Origin of the sequence: Sphaerisporangium fuscum, assembly GCF_018531465.1 — a bacterium.
GTDB classification, from domain to species: Bacteria; Actinomycetota; Actinomycetes; order Streptosporangiales; family Streptosporangiaceae; genus Sphaerisporangium; species Sphaerisporangium fuscum.
Genome location: NZ_JAHDTF010000012.1, coordinates 264,850 through 286,067 on the forward strand (window position 1 = coordinate 264,850; position 21,218 = coordinate 286,067).

15 protein-coding genes are annotated in these 21,218 nt (G+C 71.3%); 7 read left to right on the forward strand and 8 right to left on the reverse strand.

All coding sequences use genetic code 11. The features are described 5' to 3' along the window. Window positions 1-1,128 precede the first annotated feature (1,128 nt). Entirely contained in the window at window positions 1,129-2,976 is a 1,848-nt protein-coding gene (locus KIK05_RS16465) for a chaplin family protein (RefSeq protein ID WP_214411579.1), read from the forward strand. Window positions 2,977-4,143: 1,167 nt separating this feature from the next. On the opposite strand, the gene KIK05_RS46945 is transcribed toward KIK05_RS16465, so the two are convergent. Further along, a complete protein-coding gene (locus KIK05_RS46945; protein WP_308249950.1) occupies window positions 4,144-4,329 on the reverse strand; it encodes a DUF5703 family protein in 186 nt (61 codons plus the stop codon). A gap of 242 nt (window positions 4,330-4,571) precedes the next feature. Here KIK05_RS46945 and topA point away from each other — a divergent pair, with 242 nt between their 5' ends. Next, window positions 4,572-7,226 carry a type I DNA topoisomerase gene (topA, locus tag KIK05_RS16470; RefSeq protein WP_214411580.1) on the forward strand — a complete coding sequence of 885 codons (2,655 nt, stop codon included), beginning with the start codon at window positions 4,572-4,574 and terminating at the stop codon, window positions 7,224-7,226. 149 nt (window positions 7,227-7,375) lie between these two features. Here topA and efeB read toward each other — a convergent pair whose 3' ends face one another. From efeB to efeU, 3 genes are read right to left on the reverse strand one after another with little or no spacing between them, the layout of a single operon-like run. Continuing rightward, window positions 7,376-8,647: an iron uptake transporter deferrochelatase/peroxidase subunit gene (efeB, locus tag KIK05_RS16475; protein WP_214411581.1), complete on the reverse strand. Its 1,272-nt coding sequence runs from the start codon at window positions 8,645-8,647 to the stop codon at window positions 7,376-7,378. Beyond that, on the reverse strand, window positions 8,644-9,783 hold the full coding sequence (efeO, locus tag KIK05_RS16480) for an iron uptake system protein EfeO (protein ID WP_214411582.1): 1,140 nt from the start codon (window positions 9,781-9,783) through the stop codon (window positions 8,644-8,646). Before efeO ends, efeB begins: the two co-directional genes overlap by 4 nt. 45 nt (window positions 9,784-9,828) lie before the next feature. Then, window positions 9,829-10,677, reverse strand: coding sequence for an iron uptake transporter permease EfeU (gene efeU, locus KIK05_RS16485; RefSeq protein WP_214411583.1), 849 nt, complete (start codon window positions 10,675-10,677; stop codon window positions 9,829-9,831). 337 nt (window positions 10,678-11,014) lie between these two features. Here efeU and tmk point away from each other — a divergent pair, with 337 nt between their 5' ends. Both tmk and KIK05_RS16495 read left to right on the forward strand, forming a co-directional pair. Then, a complete protein-coding gene (gene tmk / locus KIK05_RS16490; RefSeq protein WP_214411584.1) occupies window positions 11,015-13,075 on the forward strand; it encodes a dTMP kinase in 2,061 nt (686 codons plus the stop codon). Between the two features lie 10 nt (window positions 13,076-13,085). Beyond that, window positions 13,086-14,264 (forward strand): DNA polymerase III subunit delta', encoded by a 1,179-nt coding sequence (locus KIK05_RS16495; protein ID WP_214411585.1) that lies wholly within the window; start codon window positions 13,086-13,088, stop codon window positions 14,262-14,264. A gap of 33 nt (window positions 14,265-14,297) precedes the next feature. On the opposite strand, the gene KIK05_RS16500 is transcribed toward KIK05_RS16495, so the two are convergent. The 3 genes from KIK05_RS16500 to KIK05_RS16510 are packed head-to-tail and all read right to left on the reverse strand — an operon-like array spanning window position 14,298 to window position 16,467. After that, window positions 14,298-14,702 (reverse strand): RidA family protein, encoded by a 405-nt coding sequence (locus KIK05_RS16500; RefSeq protein ID WP_214411586.1) that lies wholly within the window; start codon window positions 14,700-14,702, stop codon window positions 14,298-14,300. A gap of 29 nt (window positions 14,703-14,731) precedes the next feature. Beyond that, window positions 14,732-15,478 carry an IclR family transcriptional regulator gene (locus KIK05_RS16505; protein ID WP_214411587.1) on the reverse strand — a complete coding sequence of 249 codons (747 nt, stop codon included), beginning with the start codon at window positions 15,476-15,478 and terminating at the stop codon, window positions 14,732-14,734. Next, window positions 15,475-16,467 (reverse strand): sugar kinase, encoded by a 993-nt coding sequence (locus tag KIK05_RS16510; protein WP_214411588.1) that lies wholly within the window; start codon window positions 16,465-16,467, stop codon window positions 15,475-15,477. Before KIK05_RS16510 ends, KIK05_RS16505 begins: the two co-directional genes overlap by 4 nt. Before the next feature lie 109 nt (window positions 16,468-16,576). Between KIK05_RS16510 and KIK05_RS16515 the strand changes: the two genes are divergently transcribed. The 3 genes from KIK05_RS16515 to KIK05_RS16525 are packed head-to-tail and all read left to right on the forward strand — an operon-like array spanning window position 16,577 to window position 20,765. After that, window positions 16,577-17,797: an amino acid deaminase gene (locus tag KIK05_RS16515; protein WP_214411589.1), complete on the forward strand. Its 1,221-nt coding sequence runs from the start codon at window positions 16,577-16,579 to the stop codon at window positions 17,795-17,797. Beyond that, window positions 17,797-19,374, forward strand: a complete 1,578-nt coding sequence (locus KIK05_RS16520; protein ID WP_214411590.1) for an N-acyl-D-amino-acid deacylase family protein — start codon at window positions 17,797-17,799, stop codon at window positions 19,372-19,374. Before KIK05_RS16515 ends, KIK05_RS16520 begins: the two co-directional genes overlap by 1 nt. Continuing rightward, window positions 19,371-20,765 (forward strand): GntP family permease, encoded by a 1,395-nt coding sequence (locus KIK05_RS16525; RefSeq protein ID WP_214411591.1) that lies wholly within the window; start codon window positions 19,371-19,373, stop codon window positions 20,763-20,765. The genes KIK05_RS16520 and KIK05_RS16525 overlap by 4 nt, the downstream gene beginning before the upstream one ends. On the opposite strand, the gene KIK05_RS16530 is transcribed toward KIK05_RS16525, so the two are convergent. Continuing rightward, window positions 20,718-21,215: a MarR family winged helix-turn-helix transcriptional regulator gene (locus KIK05_RS16530; protein ID WP_214411592.1), complete on the reverse strand. Its 498-nt coding sequence runs from the start codon at window positions 21,213-21,215 to the stop codon at window positions 20,718-20,720. The two genes, KIK05_RS16525 and KIK05_RS16530, sit on opposite strands and share 48 nt — an antisense overlap. Window positions 21,216-21,218: the final 3 nt, after the last annotated feature.

Here is a 21,218-nt window from a genome sequence, read left to right on the forward strand (position 1 = left end):
GCGTCGTTCCGCTTCCAGGTCGTCTCATGACCCCACCGGGCCGGCGGTCGCCGGCGGTTTCCCCACGGTGGGCGAGGGTTTTCCGGCTGATGCCGGGGCGATGGCCGGGCGGAGCGTCGACGGGCTGACCAGCCAGTCCAAACCCGCCCCTTCAGCACCATCCGCCGCCGATCATTCGGCGGGCGGCAATGGGTTCGTGCCCAGGGGCGGCTCCAGTCCCTTCGGGCCGGGGCTCGGTGATCTCGCGAGGTCGGGCTTCGACCCGCGGCTCATGGTCGCCCCCGCCCCTGCGGCGACCGCGCCCGCCCCATCCGTCCGCACTGCTGCGGACGACCCTTCTTACTCTCCCGACTGAATCAGGCGTGAGGGTCCGGCTGATCGGCTGACCTGTTCGGTTCGCCGACGCCTGTCGTCCCGGTTCGCCCGCGTGTCCGGTCGGTCGTGGAGCATCGTCATCGGCTCCCTCGTCCCCGGGAGAGCGATGTCCGGCCACCTTCCACCAGATGGATGGCACTCGGCCTCGTTCAGGCACACGGCGACCGATCTCGGTTCAGGTCAATGCGACCGATCTCGGTTCAGGCCAGTGCGACCGATCTCGGTTCAGGCCAGTGCGATCGATCTCGGTTCAGGTCGATGGCGGCGGCCACGGTCTCGCGATGGTCGCGGGCACTCTCCACGGTCCGGGTCTGTGCGGTCTCTCCCGTGGTCCGTGCCCGTCCATCGGGGACCAGCCGGTCCGCGGGCGGAAGTGACGTACGGCGGTCGGCGGCCGGACAGGGTTCGCCCTGTCCGCCTGCCGGACGCCACGGTTCGCCGGCGAGCGTGTGGACCGTCTCCGTCTGAACCGTCTCCGTCGAGCGGCTGATTCGCCGGCACTTCGGACGCAGACCGGTCCGTCCGTCCGCGAGCGCCGTCCCGATCTCCCCGTGCATCCCGGAGATCCGCGGGTCGTTCGCTCAGGCGGCGGTCTGACGAGACCCGACGCCAAGGAAACGCCGGTCGCGGGAGTGGTTCGTCAGGGACCACCATCCAGCACCGGCCGCCGGACGGCCCGCAGTGGCCGTCCCGCGCACCACCCCAAGCACATCTGTCAGGTAATCCCCCCGGAAAACCAAGGAGCGATCTGTTATGCGAACGTGGGCGAAGGGCTCCGCTCCCGCTGCACTTCTCGCGCTGGGAGTCATGGCTCTCGGCAGTGGTACGGCTGTCGCCGACACCTCCGGCACCGGCTCTGTGGGCGGCGGCAACCAGATCAACCTGCCGATCACCATCCCCGTCGACATCAGCGGCAACGCCGTCGCCGTCGCCGGTGAGGCCTCGGCGTCCTCCCGCGGAGGCTCGTCCGTCCAGGGCGGGGGCGCGGGCGCCGGCGGTAACCGTACCGACGGACGCCACAGCGTTCTCGGCGGCAACCAGGTGGTCGCGCCGATCAACGCGCCCGTCAACGCCTGCGGCAACGCCGTGTCCCTCGTGGGCCGGTCCGACGCCGGGTGCCGGGGCGGCGCGGAGGTGAAGGGCGGCGCCGGTCGCGGTGCGGGCGGCAACCGTACCGACGGTCGGGGCAGCGTCATCGGCGGCAACCAGGTGGTGGCCCCGATCACGGCCCCGATCAACGCCTGCGGCAACTCCGTCGCGATCTTCGGCGAGGCCACCGCGGGATGTGAGGGCGGTGCCTCCGTCAGGGGCGGCGCGGGGCGGGGCGCGGGCGGCAACCGTACCAGCGGACGCCACAGCGTTCTGGGCGGCAACCAGGTGGTCGCGCCGATCAACGCGCCCGTCAACATCTGCGGCAACTCCGTCGCCCTGATCGGTGAGGCGTTCTCCGGATGCCGGGGCGGCGCGAGCGTCAGCGGCGGCGGCCACGGTGGGCACGGCGGCCACGGTTACAACGGGAACGGTGGCTCGCACCACGGTGGCAGGGGTTCCGGCGGGAACGACACCGACGGGCGTTACGGCGCCGGCAGCGGCAACCAGATCGTCGCCCCGATCACCGCTCCGGTGAACGTCTGCGGCAACGCCGTGGGCAACGGGCGCGCGGAGTGCCAGGGCGGCATCAGCGTCCCGCCCGGCGGCCGCGGTGGCGCGGGCGGCAACCGTACCAGCGGACGCCACAGTGTTCTGGGCGGCAACCAGGTGGTCGCGCCGATCAACGCTCCGGTGAACGTCTGCGGCAACGCCGTGGCCGTCATCGGCGAGGCCTTCGCGGGCTGCCGCGGCGGCGCCTCGGTCAAGGGCGGCGCGGGTCGTGGCGCGGGCGGCAACCGTACCGACGGTCGGGGCAGCGTCATCGGCGGCAACCAGGTGGTTGCCCCGATCACCGCTCCGATCAACGCCTGCGGCAACGCCGTCGCCGTGCTCGGTGACGCCGCCGCCGGATGCCTCGGTGGCGCTCACGTCGGGGGCCACGGCGGGCACGGATCGTGCGGGTGCGGGCACGCGCCACGCGGCCTGCTGGCGCGCAGCGCCCGGACACCCGGCGGCGCCGAGGACGACCCCGGTCTCGGCCTGCTGTCCGACCTGCCCGTCGTCGACGGCCTCACCGGTCAGGGGAACACGAGCGGGGTCACCCGGCAGTCGAGCCAGGCGGGACAGGCCGGCGGCGGGCTGCAGAAGTCCCTCGGCCTCCCGGCGCTCCCGGCCCTGCCGGGCCAGGCCGACGGGTCGCGGAAGGCGTCGGCGTCCGACGGCCCTCTCGGGGGAACGCCGGTGGGCGAGGTCGTGCGGAACAGCCCGGCGGGCGGGGTCCTCGGTGACGGGTCCGTGGGTGGCGTCGTGCGCGACACGCCGGCCGGTGTGGTGGGGTCCCGCACCCGTGACCTGCCGACCGGTGCGGTCGGTCTGATGAGCGCGGAGCAGCCGATGGGCGTCACCGGCATGAACGGCGGCTCCCTGGCCGCCCTGCTCGTGGGCGCCGTCCTGGCCGCCTCCGCGGCCCTCTTCGCCGGCGCCCGTCGCCTTCGCTTCCGTCAGAAGTGAGCGGGCAGACGCTTCGCGGACCTCGGCGACAGTGAGGCCACGCGGCGCGGAGCGGCAGGGAGGCCGTACCGCTCCGAGCGGGAGTCCAGCCTTGCGGTTCTGAGCCGAGCGCCCCGGGCGATGCCGGGAGCGGGGCCGAGGTGATGCTGGAGCGAGTACAGGCGTGATCCCGGACGTGTATAGGGGCGTCCGGGGTCACGTCTGTGTACGGCGACTGCTCGCGATCGTAGGGAGCCGGAGATGACCGAGGACCCAGGAGCCGGCGACGGTCTCACAGGGGCCTCGTACCTGTGGGCCGGCCCCGGAAGGCCACCTGCTTTCCTGTCGTGGGGATGGCGGCGGGGGCGTTGGTTCTCCTGTCGCGGGGCCCGGGGCGGGGCGTTGGTTCTGCTGTCACGGGGTTGGGGGGCGGGGGCGTTTGCTCTCCTGTCGTGAGCCCGGGGCGGGGCGTTGGTTCTGCTGTCACGGGATCGGGGGCGGGGTGTTGGTTCTGTTGCTGCGGGACGGCGACGGGGTGTTGGTTCTGTTGCTGCGGGACGGCGACGGGGTGTTTCGGACCGACCGGAACGGCGATCGGTCGTGATCGCCCTTGAGGGCCAGGGCGGCCGTAAATGCCCTGTCCGCTGACCGGAACTGGCTTCGGAGACCGGCTGGGACAGGGTTCGGGTAAGGGGGGAAGCGAAGCGGCGGACCCGTCACAGGGCGCGGGCGCCGCAGTGAGCTTGGCCACTTCCGGTCACCGCCGACCGGGCCGTCGTAGGAGGCTCACCGGCCGTCGTACGAGGCCTACGGACCCTCGCTCGGCGCTCACCGGTGGCCGTGTCAGGCCGACACGTCGTCGTGCCGAGTTCGAAAACCTCTCCCTTGACCGCTCCGCCGTGATCGACGCGGCGGGTGGCCGGGGAGATCGCAGACGCCTCGCCGCACGTGAGGACGCCCGCGGCGGTGAGCCGCGGAGCGGGTCCACGGCGCGGTAAGGCATTGGTGCTTTGCCCGTCCCGGGTGCGCGGCCCGGGGCGGGCAAAGCCATGTCCGAGGACACGGACAGGCGTGCGGGGAGTCTCGCCCTGTCGTGGTGGACGCTGTGGGCCGCTCTGGGGGCGGGCGGACGGTGTGGCCCGCGGCGGGCCGAGGGGCGTCGTGGGGTTACAGTGGCCCAGACGAGGATTACAGTGTGCTGGCCACTCGTAGGATCTTGCGGCGCAGCCGGACGTACCTGCGGCCATCGGGATACAGCCTCAAACGGTCCAGCTCCCAGTGTCCGTATTCGGCGTGCTCGGTGAGCACCTGCCGTGCGGTTTCCCGTGAGGTTCCTCGCGGGAGGTACAGGTCCAAATAGGAGTACTCGAGCACAGCGATTAGTCTCCGAAGGGTATGCAAGGGGACGCTGGCACTCTCTGGGCTCTATTCTGCGTCCTCGTGGGTATCGGGTCCAGGTAGGTGGAACACCGGTATGTGACCGGGTAGTCCGGCCGGGAGAAGATTCCGGCGACGGGCTACCTTCATGCCTGTCACGGCTCACTCGGCACGCTTCCCACGGCGGGCCGGGACCGACCGGCAGGAGAACGACAGCGAACAGCGAGGTAGGAAGCAGCGTGCCAGCCAACAACGGCAACGCCGGCGGAACCCGCCTGGTGATCGTCGAGTCGCCTGCGAAGGCGAAGACGATCGCCGGGTACCTCGGGCGCGGCTACATCGTAGAGTCCAGCATTGGCCACATTCGGGATTTGCCCGAAAAGGCCGATGACATCCCCGAGAAGTTCAAAGGCGAGGCGTGGGCCCGCCTCGGGGTCAACGTGGACCACGACTTCGAGCCGCTCTACGTTGTCAACCCCGACAAGAAGTCCCAGGTGTCCAAGCTCAAGCAGCTGCTCAAGGACGCTGACGAGCTCTACCTCGCCACCGACGAGGACCGCGAGGGCGAGGCCATCGCGTGGCACCTGCAGGAGGTCCTGAAGCCCAAGGTGCCGGTGCACCGCATGGTCTTCCACGAGATCACGCCCCAGGCCATCCGTGAGGCGGTCTCCAACCCCCGCACCCTGAACCTCCGCCTGGTCGACGCCCAGGAGACCCGGCGCATCCTCGACCGCCTCTACGGCTACGAGGTCAGCCCGGTCCTGTGGAAGAAGGTCAAGCCCCGCCTCTCGGCCGGGCGCGTGCAGTCGGTCGCCACGAGGCTGGTCGTGGAGCGCGAGCGTGAGCGCATCGCCTTCACCTCCGCCGACTACTGGGACCTGCAGGCCCTGTTCGACATCGGCCGCGACGAGGATCCGCGCAGCTTCAACGCCACCCTGACGGGCGTCGACGGCCGCAAGGTGGCACAGGGCCGCGATTTCGCCAGTACGGGCACCCTCAAGAGCTCCGGCGTCCTCCATCTGGACGAGCAGGCCGCCCGCGCCCTGGCGCAACGCCTGGATGGCTCGGCCTATTCGGTCACGTCGGTCGAGAGCAAGCCCTACACCCGCAAGCCGTACGCGCCGTTCCGCACCACCACCCTGCAGCAGGAGGCCAGCCGCAAGCTCGGCTTCTCGGCCAAGTACACGATGCAGGTGGCGCAGAAGCTGTACGAGAACGGCTTCATCACCTATATGCGTACCGACAGCACCACCCTGTCGGAGGTCGCCCTGGCGGCCGCGCGGAGCCAGGCCGTGCGCCTGTACGGCGCGCAGTACGTCCCGGACAAGCCGAGGGTGTACCAGAGCAAGGTCAAGAACGCCCAGGAGGCCCACGAGGCCATCAGGCCCTCTGGGGACGAGTTCCGCACGCCGGGGGAGACCGGCCTCAGCGGCGACATGTTCCGGCTCTACGAGCTGATCTGGCAGCGCACGGTGGCCTCCCAGATGAAGGACGCCGTCGGCGAGTCGGTCAGCGTGCGCATCGCCGGCACCTCCAGCTCCGGCGAGAACGTCGAGTTCAGCGCGTCCGGCCGCACGATCACCTTCTACGGCTTCCTCAAGGCCTACGTCGAGGGCGCCGACGACCCCTCCACCGACCGTGACGACTCGGTCAGCCGCCTGCCGAACCTCCGCCAGGGCGACCCGCTGACCGCTCTCGAGCTGGCGGCCGAGGGGCACAGCACGCGCCCGCCGGCCCGCTTCACCGAGGCCTCGCTGGTCAAGGAGCTGGAGGATCGTGAGATCGGCCGCCCGTCGACGTACGCGTCGATCATCGGCACGATCCTCGACCGCGGCTACGTCTTCAAGAAGGGCACGGCGCTGGTGCCGTCCTTCCTGGCGTTCGCGGTGGTCAACCTGCTCGAACGGCATTTCGGCCACCTCGTCGACTACGACTTCACCGCCGAGATGGAGAAGATCCTCGACGACATCGCCAACGCCCGCGCCGAGCGGGTGCCCGAGCTGCGCCGGTTCTACTACGGCGACCACGGCCAGGGCCTGAAGGAGATGGTCAGCGATCTCGGCGAGATCGACGCCCGCGAGGTCAGCTCCTTCCCGATCAAGAACACCGACATCGTCATCCGCGTCGGCCGGTACGGGCCGTACCTCGACCGCGACGGCGCCCGGGTGAACATCCCCGAGGACCTCGCGCCCGACGAGCTGACCGCCGACAAGGCCGAGGAGCTGTTCAAGCAGCCCAGCGGCGAGCGGGAGCTCGGGGTCGACCCGGTCAGCGGTCACCGCATCGTGGCCAAGACCGGCCGGTTCGGGCCGTACGTCACGGAGATCCTCCCGGAGGAGCCTCCGGCCGACGGCAAGAAGCGGGCCAAGAAGGACATTCCCAAGCCGCGCACGGCCTCGCTGTTCAAGTCGATGGCCCTGGAGGCCGTCACGTTGGAGGACGCCCTCAATCTGCTGTCCCTGCCCCGTGCACTGGGTGAGATCGACGGCGAGGAGGTCACGGCGCAGAACGGCCGGTTCGGCCCCTACATCAAGAAGGGCACCGACTCGCGTTCGCTCTCCTCGGAGGACGAGCTCTTCACCGTGACCCTGGAGCGGGCCAAGGAGCTGTTCGCGCAGCCCAAGACGCGCGGGAGGGGCCGTGCGGCCGCCGCTCCGCCGCTCCGCGAGCTCGGCAACGACCCGGTGTCCGGCAAGCCGGTGGTGGTCAAGGAGGGACGTTTCGGTCCGTACGTCACCGACGGGGAGACGAACGCGTCCCTGCGCAAGGACGATTCGGTCGAGCAGATCACGATCGAGCGCGCGGCCGAGCTGCTCGCCGAGCGCCGTGAGCGAGGGCCGGCTCCCAAGCGCACCCGGGCGAAGACGGGCGCCAAGGCGGCCGCCAAGTCCTGAGCGACCGATGAACGAAGGCCTCCGCGCGGCGCCGGATCGGCGCGGCGGAGGCCTCCGTCTTTTTGGGTCGTCAGCGGCTGGGTGAGCGGGGCGAGGTCAGGCGGCCTCCGCCTTCTGGGTCGTCAGCGGCTCGGTGAGCCGTGCAGGGGTCAGGCGAACAGCGCCCGGCCCCAGTAGTCGCCCGCGTCGCGCAGCCCCGGAGGGCAGGCGAACAGGCCGCTGGAGACGTGCTTGATGTACTCGTTCAGCGCGTCGTTGCGGGCCAGTTCCATCTGGATGGGGACGAACTGCTTGCGCGGGTCGCGCTGGTAGGCGATGAAGAACAGCCCGGCGTCGAGCCGTCCGAGGCCGTCGGAGCCGTCCACGAAGTTGTAGCCGCGCCGCAGCAGGTGGGCGCCGCCGTGGCTGGAGGGGTGCGCCAGCCGTACGTGGGAGTTCATGGGGATGGCCGGAGTGCCGTCGGCCTGCTTGGCGGCGAAGTCGGGCTCGTCGAACTCGCCCTTTCTCCCGAGCGGGGCGCCCGCGCCCTTGTCGCGGCCGAAGATCTGCTCCTGCTCGGAGAGCGGGGCCCGGTCCCACGTCTCGATGTTCATGCGGATCTTGCGGGTGACCATGTAGCTGCCACCGGTCATCCAGTCGGGCCCGTCCCCGGAGGCGACCCACAGCTGCTGCCGGAGCAGGGCGGCGTCCTCCAGTTTGAGGTTGTTGGTGCCGTCCTTGAAGCCCATGAGGTTGCGCGGGGTGGCCTGGGCGCGGGAAGTGGAGGAGGTGCGGCCGAAGCCGAGCTGCGACCACCGGACCGAGACCTTGCCGAACCCGATCCGGGCGAGGTTGCGTACGGCGTGCACGGCGACCTGGGGGTCGTGGGCGCAGGCCTGGATGCAGATGTCGCCGCCGGAGATCTCGGGTTTGAGGTCCTCGCCGGGGAACTTCGGCAGGTCGGCGAGGGCGGCGGGCTTCTTGGCGGCCAGGCCGAACCGTTCGTCGAACAGCGACGGCCCGAACCCGATGGTGATCGTCAGCCCGGACGCGGGCAGTCCGAGCGCCTCGCCGGTGTCGTCCGGCGGGGCCTCGGGGGACCCGCCGACCGCGCCGAAGGTGCCGGCGTCCTTGCCCTGGGTCATGCGGGCGGCGGCGGCCGTCCACTCCTGGAGCAGGTCGACCAGTTCGTCGCGCTTCTTGGTGATGACGTCGAAGCTGACGAAGTGCAGACGGTCCTGGGCAGGGGTGACGATGCCGGCCTGGTGCTCGCCGTAGAACGCCACGGGGTCGGAGGTGGAGGCGGCCGCGGCGGGTGCCGGGCCCTCCAGCACGGCACGGCCGGCGAACGCCCCCGCCCCGACGGCGGCCACGCCGGCCGCGCCGAGCCCGAACAGCTTGCGGCGGTTGATCCCGGTCCTGCTCTCCTCGCCTGCGCTCATCGGGCCACCACCGCCGCGACCTTGCTGATCGGCTCGGCGAGCGCGTTGATGGCGTCGGACAGTTCCTTCAGGTCGGCCTTGGACAGCTCGGTGTGGAGCTTCCAGCCGTCGCCGGCGCGGTGCTTGCCGAGGGTCTCCTCGGCGGCGGCGAACTTCTCGTCGAGGGTCTTGCCGAGGGCGGGGTCGCGTTCGTCCAGGACGGGGCGCAGGGCGGCGACCGCGGCCTTGGATCCTTCGAGGTTGGCGGCGAAGTCCCACAGGTCCGTGTGGGAGTAGCGGTCCTCCTCACCGGTGATCTTGCCGGTGGCGACCTCGTCGAGAAGCCCCTTGGCGCCGGTCGCGAGCTTGAGAGGGGCGATCTTCTCGGAGTTGGCCCTCTCGACGATCTTCTTCACGTCCGCCATCAGCTTGTCGGCGATCGGGCCGTCCTTGCTGATGTCCTTGGTGACCCACAGATCCTTCTCGATCTTGTGGAACCCGGTCCACTCCTCGCCCTTGGCCAGGTCGCCCTCGCGGGCGTCGATGGCGGGGTCGAGGTCGCCGAAGCTCTCGGCGACCGGCTCGATGCGCTCCCAGTAGGTGCGGGCGACCGGGTAGAGCTCCTTGGCCTTGCCGGCGTCGCCCGCCTTGACGGCGTCCACGAACTCCTGGGTCTTGGCCAGCAGCGTGTCGGACTGGCTCTTGACGTACCGCTGGTAGTCGCCGGTGGCCTTGGAGAGCTTGGCGTCGTCGGACAGCGCGGCGGCCGTGCCGGTGACCTTGAGGGGGTTGCGGATGCCCTTGCCGATCATGCCGGGCTTGCAGGCCGCCTCGTACGCGCCGGCGGGCAGCTCGACCATGACCTCACGGGTGAGGCCCGGGACGACGTTCTCCACCTCGCCCATCACCCGGTCGCCGGCCGCGTAGACGTAGAACTCGGTGACCTTGGTGCCGCCGTTGGTGACCGCGAACGTCGAGGTGCCCGCGGGCAGGTCGGTCGCGGAGACCTTGCACTCGGTGTCGGACGCCTGGACGGTGATCTTGCCCGGCTTGCCGGAGGCCTGCGCCGAGGTGTCGCCGCCGCCGCTCGCCGACGAGCACGCGGTGAGCCCCGCCAGGGCCAGCGCGCCGGCGGTGAGGACTAGGGGGGTACGCATGGTTCTCCAGTTCACGAAGCTCACGTTGAGACCAGGTGGAAGAGGTCAGGAAGCGGACGCGGCGGCCGCGGACGGCGTACGCGAGGCGCCCGGCCCCTTCCGCGAGGGCATGAGGAACAGCACGAGCACCGGGACGAGGTAGGCCACCCAGGCGATGGTCTCGAGGATCGTGGGCTGCGGCGTGAAGTTGAACATGCCGCTGAGCAGGGTGGTGTACCAGGCGTCGGGCGGGAGGGCGCCGGACAGGTCGAAGGCCTGGCCCGACAGCAGGTGCACCAGGCCCGACTCGATGAGGTCGTGCACGCCGTACTTGAAGATGCCCGCGGCCACCAGGATCAGCATCAGCCCGGTCCAGGTGAAGAACTTGGTGAGGTTGATGCGCAGCGCGCTGGCGTACAGGCCCCAGCCGATCACGATCGAGGTCAGCAGGCCGAGGGAGATGCCGATCAAGGGGGAGGCGCTGGTGGTGGCGCCCTGCACGGCGGCGAAGAACAGCAGCGCGGTCTCCAGGCCCTCGCGGGCGACGGCGAGGAACGCCATGACGACCACGGCCATCGCGCCCATGTTCATCGCGTCGGTGAGTTTGGCGCGCAGGTCACCGGACATGCGGCGGGCCGCCGTGCGCATCCAGAAGATCATGAACGTGACGAACACCGTGGCGGCGAGGGAGGCGGCGGCGTCGAAGAGCTCGTGCTTCTGGGAGTCCAGGTTGGCCGCGGTGAAGGTGAGCAGCGCGCCGAACCCGACCGACAGCGCGGCGGCGGCGGCGACGCCGGCCCACACCAGCGGTAGCTTGTCGCGCTTGTCGCTCTTGACGAGGAAGGCGACGAGAATGGACACGACAAGGGTCGCCTCAAGCCCCTCGCGCAGGCCGATGAGATAGCTGGCGAACACTGGCGGTCTCCCCTGACACGTGCTTAGCCTTACCTAAATTAGGACAGGGTTACCTTAGCCTTGGCAAGAGGGTGACTTGTCGGCGGGGCGGCCGCTCACGCTGCATCCCTGCCCTGTACGGGCTGTTGGACACGGCGTGGCCCGGCAACTGTGGCCTTTCGGTAAGTGTTGCCTGCCCATTGCGGCACAGGACGGAGCGCTACAAGTCACACCATTCGCTGTATGTCGCCTGCGAGGGACGGCGGGTGGTAATACGCTCGGGGGTGGAACAGGCAGGCGAATCCGTCATGCCTCGGATCCATCCAAGTCCCGGCGAGCACCTGGATACGCTGACACCATGACCACCTCCGGCCGGTCCGCCACGCGTCGCAAGGCCCCTCACGTGCTGGCCCACGCGCCCTTCCGCCGGCTCTGGACGGCCATGGGGGTCTGCAGCCTCGGCGACTGGCTCAACATCATCGCCATCACGGCCTTCGCCGCCTACCTCACCCGGAGTTCGGGCTACCAGGCCCAGAGCTTCGCGATCGGCGGTGTCTTCGTCGTCAAGATGCTGCCCGCGATCGTGCTCGGGCCGCTCGCCGGCGCGTTCGCCGACAGGTTCGACCGGCGCCTGACGATGTTCTGCGCCGACCTGCTGCGCTTCGTGTTCGTGCTCTCGATCCCGCTGGTCGGCAGTTACCAGTGGGTCATCGTCGCGACGCTGCTGGTGGAGTGCGTCAACCTCTTCTGGGTGCCCGCCAAGGACGCCACCGTGCCGAACCTCGTCCCCAAGGACCGGCTGGAAGAGGCCAACCAGCTCAACCTGCTGGTGACGTACGGCATCGCGCCGGTCGCCGCCGCCCTGTTCGCGGTGCTCTCGGTGGTCGTCGAGACGCTGGGCAAGGCCGTCCCGGGCATGCTGTGGGAGCCCGCCCACCTGGCGCTGGTGGTCAACGCCTTCGCCTACCTCGTCTCCGCCTTCCTGATCTTCACGCTGAAGAGCATCCCCAAGGACCACACCACCACGGTGGCCACGCCCTCGGTGCTGCGCCAGATCATCGACGGCTGGCGGTTCGTCGGCGCCGAGCGGGTGGTGCGCGGCCTGGTCATCGGCATGCTGGGCGCGTTCGCGGCCGGCGGCGCGGTCATCGGCGTCGCCAAGGTGTACGTCGTCGAGCTCGGCGGCGGCGACCCGGCGTACGGCACGGTGTTCGCCGCCGTCTTCGTCGGCATGGCCCTCGGCATCTTCTTCGGCCCGCGCCTGCTGCGCGAGCTGTCGCGGCGCAGGCTGTTCGGCCTGGCGATCGTGACGGCGGGCGTGGTGCTGGCCGCCACCGCGCTCATCCACAACCTCCCGATCGTCGTCATGCTGGTGGTGGTGCTCGGCGCCTGCGCGGGCATCGCCTGGATCATCGGGTACACGCTGATCGGCCTGGAGGTCGAGGACCACCTGCGCGGACGCACCTTCGCGTTCCTGCAGTCACTCGCCCGGGTCACCCTCCTCCTCGTGGTCGCCGTCGCCCCCGCGATCGCGGGTCTGTTCGGCAAGCACGAGCTGTCCGCCGGCCCCGACATCGTCTACCACTTCGACGGCACGAACCTCGTGCTGGTGCTGGGGGCGCTGCTGGCGATCGCCGTCGGCGTGCTGGCGCTGCGCCACATGGACGACCGCCGCGAGGTGCCCATCGGGTCCGACCTGATCGCCGCGCTGCGGGGCGAGAGGTACGTCCCGGAGAGCGCCGACCAGTCCCAGGGGGTCTTCATCGCCTTCGAGGGCGGCGAGGGGTCCGGGAAGACCACCCAGTCGCGGCTCACCGCGATCTGGCTGCGCGACCAGGGCTTCGACGTGGTGCAGACCCGCGAGCCGGGATCGACCAAGGTCGGCATGCGGCTGCGGGCGATCCTGCTCGACGCCGCGCACCAGGGGCTGTCCGCGCGCTCGGAGACCCTGCTGTACGCCGCCGACCGCGCCGAGCACGTCGAGAAGGTCATCCGGCCCGCGCTGGAGCGCGGGGCGATGGTGATCTGCGACCGGTACGTCGACTCCTCCCTGGCCTACCAGGGGGCCGGGCGCGAGCTCGACCAGCAGGACGTCGCCCGGGTGAACACCTGGGCCACCGGCGGCCTGGTGCCCGACCTCACCGTGCTGATCGACACGCCGCCGTCGGTGGGGCTGGCCAGGCTGGCCTCGCCGGCCGACCGCATCGAGCGTGAGCCGCTGGAGTTCCACGAGCGGGTGCGCCGCGAGTTCCGCGCCCTCGCCGCCGCCGCCCCCGACCGTTACCTCGTGGTCGACGGGCAGCAGACGCAGGAGCAGATCTCCCTGATCATCCAGGACCGCCTGCGTGAGCTCCTGCCCGACCCGGTCCCGCAGGAGACCGAGGCCATCACCGGCACCATGCCCGCCATCCGCGACTAATCTGAGCTGCGTGACAGTCTTCGACGACCTGGTGGGCCAGGAGCAGGCGGCGCAGGTGCTGCGCCGCGCCGCGGCGGCCGGCGCCGAGGCGCTCGCCGGGGGCCGCGGGGCGGGCATGACGCACGCCTGGCTGTTCACCGGCCCGCCCGGATCGGGTCGCTCGCAGGCGGCGCAGGCCTTCGCCGCGGCGCTGCTGTGCACCGACCAGGGCTGCGGTCACTGCGACATGTGCCACCAGGTCGCCATCGGCTCCCACCCGGACGTGGAGGTCGTACGGCCGCAGGGGCTGTCGTACAGCGTCAAGCAGACGCGTGAGCTCGTCCTGCGGGCCTCCGGCGCGCCCACGCTCGGCCGGTGGCGGGTGATCCTGTTCGAGGACGCCGACCGGGCCACGGAGGCCGCGGCGAACGCGCTGCTCAAGGCCATCGAGGAGCCCCCACCGCGTACGGTGTGGCTGCTGTGCGCGCCGTCCCCCGACGACATGGTGATCACCATCCGGTCGCGGTGCCGGGTGGTGAACCTGCGCACGCCGTCCACGGCCGCGATCGCCCACCTGCTGGCCACCCGCGACAGCGTGCCGCCCGAGACGGCGGAGTTCGCGGCGCGGGCCACCCGGGGGCACATCGAGAGGGCGCGGCGGCTCGCCCTGGACGACGAGGCGCGCCGCCGCCGCCAGGCCGTCCTGTCGCTGCCGCGCACGCTGACCGGGCTGGGTGAGTGCGTCGAGGCGGCCGAGCGCCTGGTCAAGACCTCCAGCGAGGACGCCGAGGAGGCCACGGCCCACCTCAACGAGGCCGAGACGAGCGAACTGCGCAAGATCTACGGCGAGGGTTCGACGGGCAAGGGGCTCAACAAGGGCCTGGTGCGCGGCGGCGCGGGGGCCATGAAGGAGCTGGAGGACCGGCAGAAGTCGCGGGCCACCCGCATCAAGCGCGACTCGCTCGACCTCGCCCTGCTCGACCTCGTCGCGTACTACCGCGACGTCCTGGCCGTGCAGTTCGGGGCGCAGGTCGAGCTGTCCGGCGAGGACCTCCGGGCCGACCTGGAGGCGCTGGCGCGGGCGAGCACGCCCGAGGACACCCTGCGGCGCATCGACGCCATCATGCTGTGCCGCGAGCGGCTCGCCGCCAACGTCAACCCCCAGATCGCCGTCGAGGCGATGACACTGTCGCTCTGGCGGCGTGTTTGATGGCCTCGCTCCGCTCGGCGGCGAGGGGCGCGCTCAGTCCACCGCGGCCAGGGCGTCGATTTCGACGAGCATCGACTCGTGTGGCAGCACGACGATCAGAGTGGTGCGGGCGGGCAACACCCCGTCGGGGCAGTTCTCCTTCATGAACTCGGTGTACACCTCGTTCATCGCGCCGAAGTCCTCGCGCTTGGCGAGGTAGACCCGGAACATCAGCACGTCCTCGATGCCCGCGCCGCCGGCGGCCAGGATCGCCTTGACGTTCTCCAGGGTCCTGCGGGTCTGCGCCCTCACGTCGCCGAGGTGCAGGAACTCGCCGGTCGCGGGGTCCTGGGGGCCCTGCCCGGACACCTGGACCAGCGAGCCGCGGCGGACCCCCTGGGAGTACGACCAGGCGGGAGTGGGGGCGCCGTCGGTCACGATCGCCGTCTTTTCGGCCATATTCGGTCTTTCCTTTCGATCAGGGCAAATCAGTATGGATCCCAGCCGCTGTCCTTGGAGATCGCGCGGGCCGTGGCGAGCAGCTCGGGCAGCAGTTCGAGCACCTTCTCATACGGCAGGATGACGTCCGGCACGGAGATCGACACCGCGGCCACCACCCCGCCGGCGGCGTCCCTGATGGGCGCGCCGACGCAGTTGATGAACGTCTCGTGCTCGGCGTGGTCGACGGCGTACCCCTGCGCCGCCACGCGGTCGAGCTCGGCGAGCAGGGACCGGGCGTCGGCGATGCTGTTGGGGGTGAAGGCCCGGTACTCGATGCCGGCCGCCGCCTTCTCGCGCTCGGTCCTGGTCATGCCCGCGAGCAGGACCTTGCCGATCGCGGTGCAGTGCAGCGGCATCCGCAGCCCGATGCGGGAGTACATGCGCACCGGGTGCCGCGACTCGTACTTGTCGATGTAGATGGCCTCGCCGTCCTCGTAGGCGCCGAGGTGCACGGCGTGGCCGGTGGTCTGGTTGAGCCGCGCCAGATGCGGCCCCGCCACGCCGCGGACCGGACGCTGTTCGAGGGCCCGGCTCGACAGGGCGAACAGCCGGGAGCCGAGCCGGTAGCGGTAGGCGCTGTCGCGGTAGACGAAGCGCTCCTCCTCCAGCGTGCGCAGCAGGCGCAGGGCGGTCGTCTTGTGCACCCCGAGGAGCGCGGCCAGGTCGTCGAGCGAGCGCGAGCCCTCGCCGAGGTCGACCAGGATCGAGAGCGCGCGGGCCAGACTCTGGCTCATGGCGTTCCTCCGATGCCCGCCGCGCTCACCCTGATCGCGGCCCACTGTGCGGCCGTGCAGGTCAGCAGGCGGTCGATCACCTCAGGGGCGGGCGGGACGCCGTGGTCGCCGGGCACTACGAGGGCGCCGGCCGCCATCAGATGCCCGAGCCTGAGCCTGCGGCGCTGATCGTACCCGCGGAGCGTTCCCGCCAGGTAGCCCGACGCGAAGGCGTCGCCGGCGCCCATGGGTTCGACCACCTCGACCGTCAGGGCGGGCTCGGCCACGGTCTCCTCGCGGCCGAGGGCGGTGGCCGTCCGCGCGTCGTCCTTCACCACGATCGTGCCGGGTCCGGGCAGGAGCTCCCGCAGCTCGGCGGGGTCGTCGGTGCCCAGGACCAGTCCGGCTTCGTCGGCGCCGAGCAGCACGATGTCCGCGGCGTCCAGCAGTCGCCGCAGCACGCTCGGGTCCCGGTCGTGCCAGAGGGCGGGCCGCCAGTTGAGGTCGAAGCTGACCAGCCGGCCGGGCCGGCGGGCGTGCAGGAGCGCCTCCACCAGGGCAAGGCAACTGTCGGACAGCGCGGCCGTGATCCCGGACAGGTGGACGAGGTCGGCCTCGGCGAGCAGGCGGGCGACCACGGGGTCGTCCAGGAAGGAGGGGCCGAGGCGGGAGGCGGCCGAGCCGGTCCGGTAGTAGCGGGGGCGGGTGCCGAGCGGACCGATCTCCTTGACGTAGAGGCCGGTCGGCCGTACCGGGTCGACCTCGACGCCGCTGGTGTCCACCCCGGCGGCCGTCAGGGCGGCGAGCAGGTGCCGGCCGAACCCGTCGTCGCCCACGCGGCTCACCCACGCGGTGGGGACGCCGAGGGAGACCAGGCCGCGGGCGACGTTCGACTCCGCGCCGCCCATCTCGCGGTGGAAGGTCGCGACCTCTTCGAGGGGCCCCGGGACGGCGGGTACGAGGACGGCCATGGATTCCCCCACGCACACCGCAGAGAGCCGTCGTCCCATGCCACCCCGTCCCGCCACACCGTTGACCGCTGCCGGACGGCGATGCTAGAACACCTTTCCATTACGTGCAACGTTCGTTGCAAAATACGCAACGCAAGGGGTAGATGGCATGGGCATCGACGCGGAGGCGGTCGGCGCGTTGCGAGGTGAGCGTCTCGACTGGCGGTTCAAGGCGCTTCCGGCGGGTGTCACCGGCACCGTCGCCGACTTCCTCGCGACCGGGCCGACCCTGGCGGAGTTCGGCACACCCTTGCTGACGCTCGACGAGCCCGCCCTCGCGCACAACATCGCCCTGATGGCCGGCTGGGCCGCCCGGGCCGGTGCCGTGCTGATGCCGCACGGCAAGAGCACCATGGCCCCGCGGCTGTGGCAGCGGCAGATCGAGGCGGGCGCCTGGGGGCTCACCCTGGCCAACCTCCCGCAGCTTCGGGTCGCCCGGGCGTTCGGCGTGCGCAGGCTCATGCTCGCCGCCGCGCTGCCGTACCCCGCCGGGCTCGCCTGGATCCGGCGCGAGCTGGAGGACGACCCGGACTTCCACTTCATCTGCTGGGCCGATTCGGTGCGCTCGGTGGAGATCATGGACGCCGCCCTCCGGGACACCCCCCGGCCCGTGGACGTCTGCGTCGAGCTCGGCGCACCGGGCGGACGTACCGGAGCCCGCACCGCCGCCGAGGCCGAGAAGGTCGCCCAGGCCGTACGGGCCGCGCCGGCGCTGCGGCTGGCGGGCGTCGCCGGGTACGAGGGGTCGTTCGGCCACGACGCCACACCGGCCAGCCTGGCGGCGGTACGCCGCTACCTGGAGGGGCTGGCCGACCTGTTCGGGCGGCTCGACCACGAGACCGCCGAGCCGATCGTCACCGCCGGGGGCAGCGCGTACTTCGACCAGGTGGTGGACGTGCTCGGCGGCCTGCCCGCCCGCCTGGTCCTGCGCTCGGGCGCCTACGTCATCCACGACGACGGCTTCTACCGCGCGATCTCGCCGCTGCGGGAGACCACCCCGTTCCGGCCCGCGATGCACGGATGGGCGCGGGTCATCTCCCGGCCCGAGCCGGGCCTCGCCCTGCTGGACGCGGGCAAGCGCGACCTGCCGTTCGACGAGGGGCTGCCCGAGCCGCAGCACGTGCGCGGCAGGGGGGAGCTCAAGGGCGCCAGGGTCACCGCCCTCAACGACCAGCACACCTACCTCGAACTCGACGCCGGCACCGACCTGGAGTGCGGCGACGTGGTGCGGCTCGGCCTGTCCCATCCCTGCACGGCGATGGACAAGTGGTCCCTCATCCCGGTCGTCGACGGCGAGGTCGTCGTCGACCTGCTCAGGACGTACTTCTGATGATCTTCAAGGGCGCCACCGTCGTCGACGGGACCGGAGCCGAGCCGTACGTCGCCGACGTCGGCGTCCGGGACGGCCGCATCACGGGAATCGGCCCGGACGCCACCGGCGGCCGGACCGTCGACGCGACCGGCCTGGTCCTCGCCCCCGGCTTCATCGACATGCACGCCCACTCCGACCTGCGGCTCCTCACCGAGCCCGACCACCTGGCCAAGGTCGGCCAGGGCGTCACCTGCGAAGTGCTCGGCCAGGACGGGCTGTCGTACGCGCCCGTCGACGACACCACGCTGGAGCAGCTCCGCCGGCAGATCGCGGGATGGAACGGCGACCCGGAGGGCTTCGACTGGAACTGGCGATCCGTGGAGGAGTACCTCGACCGCCTCGACCAGGGCATCGCGGTGAACGCCTGCTACCTGGTCCCGCAGGGCTCGGTCCGGATGCTCGCCGTCGGCTGGGACGACCGCCCGGCCACCGACGCCGAGCTGGCCGAGCAGCGCCGCCTGGTCGCCCAGGCCATGGACGAGGGCGCGGTCGGCATGTCCTCCGGCCTGACCTACACGCCCGGCATGTACGCCGGGACCGGTGAGCTGATCGCCCTGTGCGAGGTCGTCGGCCGGCTCGGCGGGTTCTACGCGCCGCACCACCGGTCGTACGGCGCGGGGGCGCTCGCGGCGTACGCCGAGATGGTGGACGTCTCGCGCAGGTCGGGCTGCCCCCTGCACCTGGCCCACGCCACCATGAACTTCGAGGTAAACAAGGGACGGGCCGGCGACCTGCTCGCCCTCCTGGACGAGGCGATCGACAGCGGCTGCGACATCACCCTCGACACCTATCCCTACCTGCCCGGATCCACCACGCTCGCCGCGCTGCTGCCGAGCTGGGCCTCCGAGGGAGGACCGAGCCGGACCCTCGCGCGCCTGCGCGACGACGCGACCGCCGAGCGCATCCGGCACGTCATGGAGGTCGAGGGCTCCGACGGCTGCCACGGCGTACCGGCAGACTGGGACACCATCCAGATCTCCGGCACCCGGACGGCGGGCCTGGCCGCACGGGTGGGCACCAAGGTGCGCGACTTCGCCGACTTCCGGCGCCTGCTGGTCGAGGACGAGCTCGGGACCACGATCCTGCAGTTCGTCGGCCACGAGGAGAACGTCCAGGCGATCATGCGGCATCCGGCGCACACCGGCGGCAGCGACGGCCTCCTGGTGGGCACGCAGCCGCACCCGCGGGCCTGGGGCACCTTCCCCCGCTACCTCGCCCGGTACGTCCGCGAGCTGGGCGTCCTGACCCTGCAGGAATGCGTCGCCCACCTGACCGGCCGCCCCGCCCGGCGGCTGAAGCTCGCCGATCGCGGGCTGGTCCGGCCCGGGTACCACGCCGACCTGGTGCTCTTCGACCCCGAGACCGTGCGCGACACCGCCACCTTCGACCACCCCCGGCAACAGCCCGAGGGCATCCCCCACGTGCTCGTGGCCGGCGTGCCGGTCATCGAGGACGGCCGGCACACCGGCGCCCTGCCCGGCAGGGCGCTGCGGCGCACCCCCCACGGCACCACCACAGCGAAAGGCTCCCTGTGAAGCCGACCATCGACTGGCTGCAGCACCAGACGGGCGGCCTGCTCGTCCTGTGCGCGCTGGCCATCGCCGTACTCCTGTTCCTCATCATCAAGATCAAGCTCGAGCCCTTCATCGCCCTGCTGGTCTCCGGCCTTCTCCTCGCCCTCGCCGCCGGACTGTCGGTCGAGCAAATCGTCGGCACCGCCCTCAGCGCCAAGACCTCCCTCATCGAGACCGGATTCGCCGGCATCCTCGGTCACATCACCCCGATCATCGGCCTCGGCACCGTCCTCGGCGCGATCCTGGAGGCCTCCGGCGGGGCCGACGTGCTCACCCGGCGGCTCCTCGGCCTCTTCGGCGAGCGTCGCGCGCCCCTCGCGATGGGCCTGGCCGGACTGATCTTCGGTATCCCGGTGTTCTTCGACATCGGCATCTTCGTGCTCGCCCCGCTGGTCTACATCAGCGCGCGCCGGGGCGGGCGCTCGCTGGTGCTGTACGCGCTGCCGCTGCTCGCCGGTCTGTCGATCACCCACGCCGTCCTGCCCCCGCACCCGGGCCCGGTCGCCGCCGCGGGACTCCTCGGGATCGAGCTCGGCTGGCTCATCATCATGGGCCTGGCCTGCGGCATCCCGGCGTTCCTGGTCGCGGGTGTCGCCTGGGGCTCGTACATCGGCAAGCGGATCCACGTCGAGGTGCCCGGCGAGTTCATCGCGGCCCCCGACGAGACGCGCGAGGAGCGCCCGGCGCCGTCCCTCGGGCTGGTGGGCCTGGTGATCGCGATCCCCCTGCTGCTGATCCTGCTGGCGACGTTCGGCGGCGTCTGGTGGAAGGGGAGCGCGGTGCTGCCGCTGGTCACGTTCCTCGGCAACCCGGCCGTCGCGCTCACCATCGCCGTCCTGCTCGCCATGTGGCTGCTCGGCACCCGGCGCGGCATGACCGGCGCCGAGCTGTCGAAGCTGACGAGCACCTCGCTGCGTCCGGTCGGCATGATCCTGCTCGTGGTCGGCGCGGGCGCGTTCTTCGGCGCGGTGATCGCCGCCACCGGGGTGGGCAAGGCGCTGGCCACCACCCTCTCCTCGGCGGGACTGCCGGTGATCGTGCTGGCGTACCTCATCAGCTGCGGCATGCGGCTGGCCCAGGGCTCGGCGACGGTGGCGATCGTCACCACCGGTGGGATCGTCGCCCCGCTGGTCAAGGACCTGCACTATTCACAGGCGCACCTCGCGCTGATCGCCATCGCCATCGCCGCGGGGTCGATCATCGCCTCGCACCTGAACGACGGCGGGTTCTGGATCGTGTCGCGGTACTTCAACCTGTCGGTGAAGGACACGCTGAAGACCTGGACGGTGCTGGAGACGATCCTTTCACTGGTCGGATTCGCCATGGCCGGCCTGCTCAGCCTGGTCGTCTGACCCTTCTCGGTCCTCGGTCTCGGCCAGGCGCTCCATCAGTTCGCCGGCCATGTGCAGGATCCGCCGCTCGGCGGGCGACAGGTGCCGTTCCATCGCCCCGGCCAGCCAGACGTCCCGATGGGACATGTCCTCGACCAGGGCGTCGGTGCCGCGGGCCGTGATGGTGATCAACGCCTGCCGCCCGTCGCGCGGGTCGCGACCGCGGGCCACCAGCCCGTCCTTCTGCAGCTCGGCGAGCACCCGCGTCATCGACTGGGCCTGGACCCGTTCGGCGTCCGCGATGGCCTTCGGGGTCATGCCGCCCCGCTGGTACAGGTGGGCGAGGACGCTGAGCTTGGCGTTGCTCAGGCCGCCGCCCGGGCGTTCGCTCCGCAGCCGCCTGGCGAGGCGTAGCGCGCCCCGGCGTACGGCCGAGGCCTCGGCGGTTGAGGGGGCTTCCGGAAAATCCATAGG